The organism is Streptococcus sp. HMSC077D04, assembly GCF_001808785.1.
Lineage (GTDB): Bacteria > Bacillota > Bacilli > Lactobacillales > Streptococcaceae > Streptococcus > Streptococcus mitis_BX.
Genome location: NZ_KV794527.1, coordinates 44,897 through 51,641 on the forward strand (window position 1 = coordinate 44,897; position 6,745 = coordinate 51,641).

7 protein-coding genes are annotated in these 6,745 nt (G+C 42.7%); all 7 read left to right on the top strand.

The annotated features are described in order from the left end of the window. The first annotated feature begins 88 nt into the window (after positions 1-88). On the top strand, positions 89-799 hold the full coding sequence (ccdA2, locus tag HMPREF2701_RS03740) for a thiol-disulfide oxidoreductase-associated membrane protein CcdA2 (protein WP_070482145.1): 711 nt from the start codon (positions 89-91) through the stop codon (positions 797-799). A gap of 13 nt (positions 800-812) precedes the next feature. Beyond that, positions 813-1,376 carry a redoxin family protein gene (locus HMPREF2701_RS03745; protein WP_061590311.1) on the top strand — a complete coding sequence of 188 codons (564 nt, stop codon included), beginning with the start codon at positions 813-815 and terminating at the stop codon, positions 1,374-1,376. Between the two features lie 9 nt (positions 1,377-1,385). Then, positions 1,386-2,498, top strand: a complete 1,113-nt coding sequence (msrB, locus tag HMPREF2701_RS03750) for a peptide-methionine (R)-S-oxide reductase MsrB (RefSeq protein ID WP_061590310.1) — start codon at positions 1,386-1,388, stop codon at positions 2,496-2,498. A gap of 70 nt (positions 2,499-2,568) precedes the next feature. Then, complete coding sequence (locus HMPREF2701_RS03755; RefSeq protein ID WP_061590309.1) at positions 2,569-3,306, top strand: response regulator transcription factor; 738 nt, start codon at positions 2,569-2,571, stop codon at positions 3,304-3,306. Further along, positions 3,303-4,994 (top strand): cache domain-containing sensor histidine kinase, encoded by a 1,692-nt coding sequence (locus HMPREF2701_RS03760; protein ID WP_070482146.1) that lies wholly within the window; start codon positions 3,303-3,305, stop codon positions 4,992-4,994. Before HMPREF2701_RS03755 ends, HMPREF2701_RS03760 begins: the two co-directional genes overlap by 4 nt. 114 nt (positions 4,995-5,108) lie before the next feature. Beyond that, complete coding sequence (locus HMPREF2701_RS03765; RefSeq protein WP_049510992.1) at positions 5,109-5,672, top strand: TIGR01440 family protein; 564 nt, start codon at positions 5,109-5,111, stop codon at positions 5,670-5,672. A 2-nt stretch (positions 5,673-5,674) separates the two neighbouring features. Continuing rightward, positions 5,675-6,745: G5 domain-containing protein (locus tag HMPREF2701_RS03770; RefSeq protein WP_148130511.1), on the top strand; the 1,071-nt coding region annotated here is incomplete at its 3' end.

Below are 6,745 nucleotides of genomic sequence, written 5' to 3' on the forward strand. Positions count from 1 at the left end.
ATTCCTATTTTTCCCTATCATTGTCCCTGTTTTTTCTGGAGTTTTAGGGCTATAATAGTCCTATCAAATCAAAGAATGGAGGAAGGCAATGGATAATATAATCTTTTTAATCAGTGTTTTTCTTGCTGGAATTCTTTCCTTCTTTTCTCCTTGTATTTTACCCTTGTTACCGGTTTATGCAGGGGTCTTGTTGGATGATAAAGATGGTGCTCAGGCTTCTAGTGGGAAATTTTCAATCTCACTTGTTAGTTTATTAAGAACTTTGGCCTTTATAGCGGGTATTTCTTTTATCTTTATCTTACTGGGATATGGTGCTGGTTTTTTAGGAGACCTTTTGTATGCCTCTTGGTTTCAGTATGTGACGGGTGCGGTTATCATTCTTTTGGGTTTGCACCAGATGGAAGTCTTACATTTTCAGGGACTCTACAAGGAAAGAAGGCTACAATTAAAGAGACAGGGGCAAAAGGGTAAGGGCTATAGTCAGGCATTTTTACTGGGGTTGACCTTTAGTTTTGCTTGGACGCCTTGTGTGGGGCCGGTTCTTGGCTCTGTTTTGGCTTTAGCGGCTTCAGGTGGCTCCGGTGCTTGGCAGGGAGCTGGTCTCATGTTAATCTATACGCTGGGTCTAGCACTACCATTTTTGGTTCTAGCTCTAGCCTCCAGCTATGTTTTGAAACATTTCCGAAAACTCCATCCTTATCTAGGAACTCTCAAAAAAGTGGGTGGTTTCCTAATTATCGTGATGGGAATCTTGGTGCTTTTGGGAAATGCTTCCATTTTGACTACATTATTTGAATAGAGAGGAAAAAGAAATGAAGAAATGGCAAACATGTCTCCTTGGAGTAGGCTCAATCTGTTGCTTGGCAGCCTGTTCTGCTAAAAATATGTCAGACGAGTCTACTATGAAGGAGCAAACAAAAACAGAACAAGTCAGCTCGCAAACTGCCACCAAGGGTCAGGCAGTTGCTGATTTTGAATTGACAGGTGTAGACGGCAAGACCTACCGCTTGTCTGATTACAAGGGCAAGAAGGTCTATCTCAAATTCTGGGCTTCTTGGTGTTCCATCTGTCTAGCCAGCCTTCCAGATACGGACGAAATTGCTAAGGATGCTGGAGACGACTATGTGGTCTTGACAGTAGTGTCTCCTGGTCACAAGGGAGAACAAGCTGAAGCTGACTTTAAGAACTGGTACAAGGGCTTGAATTATAAAAATTTCCCAGTTTTAATTGATCCATCAGGCAAACTTTTGGAAAGTTATGGTGTCCGTTCTTATCCAACTCAAGCCTTTATAGACAAGGAAGGCAAGCTGGTCAAAACCCAACCAGGTTTTATGGATAAGGATATGATTTTAAAAGAATTGAAAGAAATGGGGTAGGGAAAGGTCATGAATGATAAAGTAAAATTGTTTGTCTTGGCAGGGATTTTTTTCCTAGCCATAACCGGTTTCTATTTTCTATTGATGCGAAATGCAGGGCAGACAGATAGCTCGCAAATTGAGAAAGCATCAGTTAGCCAAGGAGGAAAAACAGTGAAAAAAACAAAAATTAGTAAAGACGCAGACTTGCATGAAATTTATCTAGCTGGAGGTTGTTTCTGGGGAGTGGAGGAATACTTCTCACGCGTTCCCGGAGTGACAGATGCAGTTTCAGGCTATGCAAACGGTAGAGGGGAAACAACCAAGTACGAATTGATTAACCAAACTGGACATGCGGAAACCGTCCATGTCACCTATGATGCCAAGCAAATTTCTCTCAAGGAAATCTTGCTACATTACTTCCGCATTATCAATCCAACCAGCAAAAATAAACAAGGAAATGATGTGGGGACCCAGTACCGTACCGGTGTTTATTACACAGATGACAAGGATTTAGAGGTGATTAACCAAGTCTTTGATGAGGTGGCTAAGAAATACGACCAACCTCTGGCGGTTGAAAAGGAGCCCTTGAAGAATTTTGTGGTGGCAGAGGATTACCATCAAGATTATCTTAAGAAAAATCCAAATGGCTACTGCCATATCAATGTCAACCAGGCTGCCTACCCCGTCATCGATGCCAGCAAGTATCCAAAGCCAAGTGATGAAGAATTGAAAAAGACCTTGTCGCCTGAAGAGTATGCAGTTACCCAGAAAAATCAAACAGAACGGGCTTTTTCAAACCGCTACTGGGATAAATTCGAATCTGGTATCTATGTGGATGTAGCAACTGGCGAACCCCTCTTTTCATCAAAGGACAAGTTTGAGTCTGGTTGCGGCTGGCCTAGTTTCACCCAACCCATCAGCCCAGATGTTGCTACCTACAAGGAAGATAAGTCTTACAATATGACACGCATGGAAGTGCGGAGCCGAGTTGGAGATTCTCACCTTGGCCATGTCTTTACGGACGGCCCACAGGATAAGGGTGGCTTGCGCTACTGTATCAATAGTCTCTCTATTCGCTTTATTCCCAAAGACCAAATGGAAGAAAAAGGTTACGCTTATTTACTAGATTATGTCGATTAAGAAGTCTTTCCTAAGCAGTTAGAGGAGAATTTTGCTATACTGATACTAGTAAGTGACAAAGGAGCAGGGCATGACCTACACAATCTTAATTGTAGAAGATGAATATCTGGTAAGACAAGGTTTGACCAAGCTGGTCAATGTATCAGCCTACGATATGGAAATCATCGGTCAGGCTGAAAATGGAAGACAGGCTTGGGACTTGATTCAAAAGCAGGTGCCAGACATTATTTTAACCGATATCAACATGCCTCAGCTGAATGGCATCCAGTTGGCCAGTCTGGTACGAGAAACCTATCCACAGGTTCATCTAGTTTTTTTAACAGGCTATGATGATTTTGATTATGCCTTGTCTGCTGTCAAACTTGGTGTGGATGACTACCTGCTCAAGCCCTTTTCTCGTCAGGACATTGAGGAGATGTTGGGGAAAATCAAGCAAAAACTAGACAAGGAAGAAAAGGAAGAGCAGTTACAAGATTTATTGACTGATAAGTTTGAGGGAAACCTGGCTCAGAAGATACAGTCTCATCTGGCTGACAGTCAGTTTAGTTTAAAATCTTTGGCCAGTGACTTGGGCTTTAGTCCGACTTATCTGAGCTCCTTGATTAAGAAAGAGTTGGGGCTGCCTTTTCAGGATTATCTGGTAAGAGAGCGTGTCAAACAAGCCAAGCTCTTGCTTTTAACTACAGATCTGAAAATTTATGAAATCGCAGAGAAAGTTGGTTTTGAAGATATGAACTATTTTACCCAACGCTTTAAGCAGATTACAGGTGTGACACCTCGTCAGTTTAAGAAGGGGGAAGGTCGATGAAGCGTTCTTCTCTCCTAGTCAGAATGGTTATTTCCATCTTTCTGGTCTTTCTCATTCTCCTAGCTCTGGTTGGGACTTTCTACTATCAATCTAGTTCCTCGGCCATTGAGGCTACTATTGAGGGTAATAGCCAAACGACTATCAGTCAGACTAGCCACTTTATCCATTCTTATATCAAAAAATTAGAAACCACCTCGACTAGTTTGACCCAGCAGGCAGATGTCCTAGCCTATGCTGAGAATCCCAGTCAAGACAAGGTCAAGGGAATTCGAGATCTATTTTTGACTATCTTGAAGGCAGACCAGGACTTGAAAACTGTTGTTCTTGTGACTAAATCCGGTCAGGTCATTTCTACAGATGACAGTGTGCAGATGAAAACTTCTTCTGATATGATGGCTGAGGATTGGTACCAAAAGGCTATTCATCAGGGAGCTAAGCCCGTTTTGACACCAGCTCGTAAATCAGATAGTCAGTGGGTCATTTCTGTCACTCAAGAACTTGTTGATGCAAAGGGAGCTAATCTGGGCGTGCTTCGTTTGGATATTTCTTATGAAACTCTGGAAGCCTATCTTAACCAACTCCAGTTGGGCCAGCAGGGCTTTGCCTTTATCATCAATGAAAACCATGAATTTGTTTATCATCCTCAACACACAGTTTATAGTTCGTCTAGCGAAATGGAGGCTATGAAACCCTACATTGAGACAGGGCAGGGCTATACTCCAGATCACAAATCCTACGTCAGTCAGGAAAGGATTGCTGGAACTGATTGGACGGTGCTTGGTGTGTCTTCGTTGGAGAAGTTAGACAAGGTTAGGAGTCAACTCATGTGGACCTTGCTTGGAGCCAGTGTCACATCTCTTCTTGCCTGTCTCTGCTTGGTGTGGATTAGTCTTAAACGCTGGATTGCTCCTCTGACTGACTTGAGAGAAACCATGCTGGAGATTGCTTCTGGTAATCAGAATCTTCGTGCCAAGGAAACTGGTGCCCATGAACTGAGAGAAGTGACTCGTCAGTTCAATGCCATGTTGGATCAGATTGATCAGCTGATGGCAGATGTGCGCAAACAGGAAGAAACGACCCGTCAGTATGAACTTCAAGCCTTGTCGAGTCAGATTAACCCCCATTTCCTCTACAATACTTTGGACACCATCATCTGGATGGCTGAATTTCAGGATAGTCAGCGAGTGGTTCAGGTGACCAAGTCCTTGGCGACTTATTTCCGCCTAGCGCTCAATCAGGGTAAAGATTTGATTTGCCTGTCTGACGAAATTAACCATGTCCGCCAGTATCTCTTTATCCAGAAACAACGCTATGGCGATAAGCTGGAATACGAAATTAATGAAAATCCTGCCTTCGATAATCTAGTCTTGCCCAAGCTGGTGTTGCAACCTCTAGTAGAAAATGCTCTTTACCATGGCATCAAGGAGAAGGAAGGTCAGGGACATATTAAAGTTTCTGTTCAGAAACAGTATAGAGGACTAGTCATCCGCATTGAAGATGATGGCGTTGGCTTCCAAGATGCTAGCGATAGTAGTCAGAGTCAGCTCAAACGTGGAGGAGTTGGTCTGCCAAATGTTGACCAGCGTCTTAAACTTCATTTTGGAGAAGATTATCAGATGAAGATTGATTCTGCACCTTGCAAAGGAACGACGGTTGAAATATACATAAATAGAATAGAAACTAGCTAACTCCCAGTCAATTCTGGGAGTTTTATGCGTAATTGGGCAAGCTTTCTAGGTTGTCTATCTTGCTAAAAACAAGAAAAAACGATATGATAGATAGTGACAAAAGAGGTATCAAGTATGAAGGAAAAAGACATTCAAAGAGAAACAAGCCAGATTGTAGAAGATGTGTTAGAAAAGGCCAATTTGAAGCAAGGATCTATCTTTGTTTTGGGCCTTTCTTCTAGTGAAGTGATAGGTGGTCAGATTGGTAAGGAATCCAGCCAAGAAATTGGGGAAATCATTGTGAAGACCATCCTAGATATCCTAGAGGAAAAAGGAATTCATCTAGCTGTTCAAGGTTGTGAACATGTCAATCGGGCCCTCGTTGTTGAACGTCAGGTTGCAGAGCAGTTTGCTCTGGAAATAGTTAGTGTCCTTCCTACCCTTCATGCAGGAGGTTCAGGTCAGTTGGCAGCCTTCAAGTTTATGCAAGATCCAGTTGAGGTTGAATTTATCAAGGCTCATGCTGGATTGGATATCGGAGACACTGCAATTGGCATGCATGTCAAGCATGTTCAGGTTCCGATTCGCCCTCTTTTGAGAGAAATTGGGCATGCCCATGTAACGGCTCTTGCTAGTCGTCCAAAATTAATTGGAGGTGCGCGTGCGCACTATCCGCAAGATTCTATTAGAAAGTCATAAGAATGAGAAAAACAAAACAACAACTTGAAAAAATTACTAAATATTCCATTCGCAAGTTAACTGTTGGGGTTGGTCCTGTAGCCATCGGGGCCTTCCTTTTTGGTGCAAGTGCCCTTTCAGTAGATAAGGTACAAGCCAATGAAGTTGGTGGAGCTCATAGCGTTCATTACCGTTATTTGGCGGAGCAGGAATTGACCGAGTCTGAAAAAGCCTTAATTCACCATGAAGTCCCTTCGGAGTTTCAAGAGGATGATATTATCTATGCAGTGTATCGAAAGAAAGCTAGTACCTACCAAGAACTTCCTTATACAGGGAGTAAAGAATTAGCCTTGGCTGGTATAGGGTTGGCTACGGCTTCTTTGGCTGTTTTATTAATCTCTAAAAAACATCGTGGTAAGGTGCTTGGTGTCTTATTAATTAGTTCGATTGGTGCAAGCAACTTTGTTCCTTTCACCACATTTGCGTTTGAAAATAAAGAATTGCTTTCTTATAACCAAACTATTTCGGCTTCTACACATGAAGGTTTGGCTGAAGGGATTATCCACATTGATGGCTATGAATACATTGGATACTTCAAGGAAGCAGAACTCCATCCATCAAGGCCAGCTTCAGCTGAGAAGCCTCAGTTGCCAGTAGAAAAGCAAAGTGCAAATGAAATTGATAAGACAGAAGTAGTTCAAGAAAAACCAGTTTCTGAGAAACCTCAGTCAAGACTGGAAGAGAGCTTGGTAGATATTCCTTTTGAAACAGTCACAAGCCCAGATACCAATCTAGCAGAAGGACAGACTCGTATCGTCACAGCTGGAGTAAATGGTCAGCGTCGCATTGTAACCAAAGTATCGATGGTTAATGGTCAAGAAGTTAGAGAAGTCATCGAAGACCAAGTGGTTCAAAATCCTGTTTCGCAAGTCATTGCAGTCGGAACTAAGAAAGAAGAGCAACCTGCCCCAACTCCAGTACCACAAGCTGAACCAACGCATCAGGTAGCTAAAGGAACGCAAGAGGCAGGCAAAGAAGGTCAAGCCTTAACGCAACCAACCTTACCAGAGGCTCCAGTTGAAGCAAAAGGAACC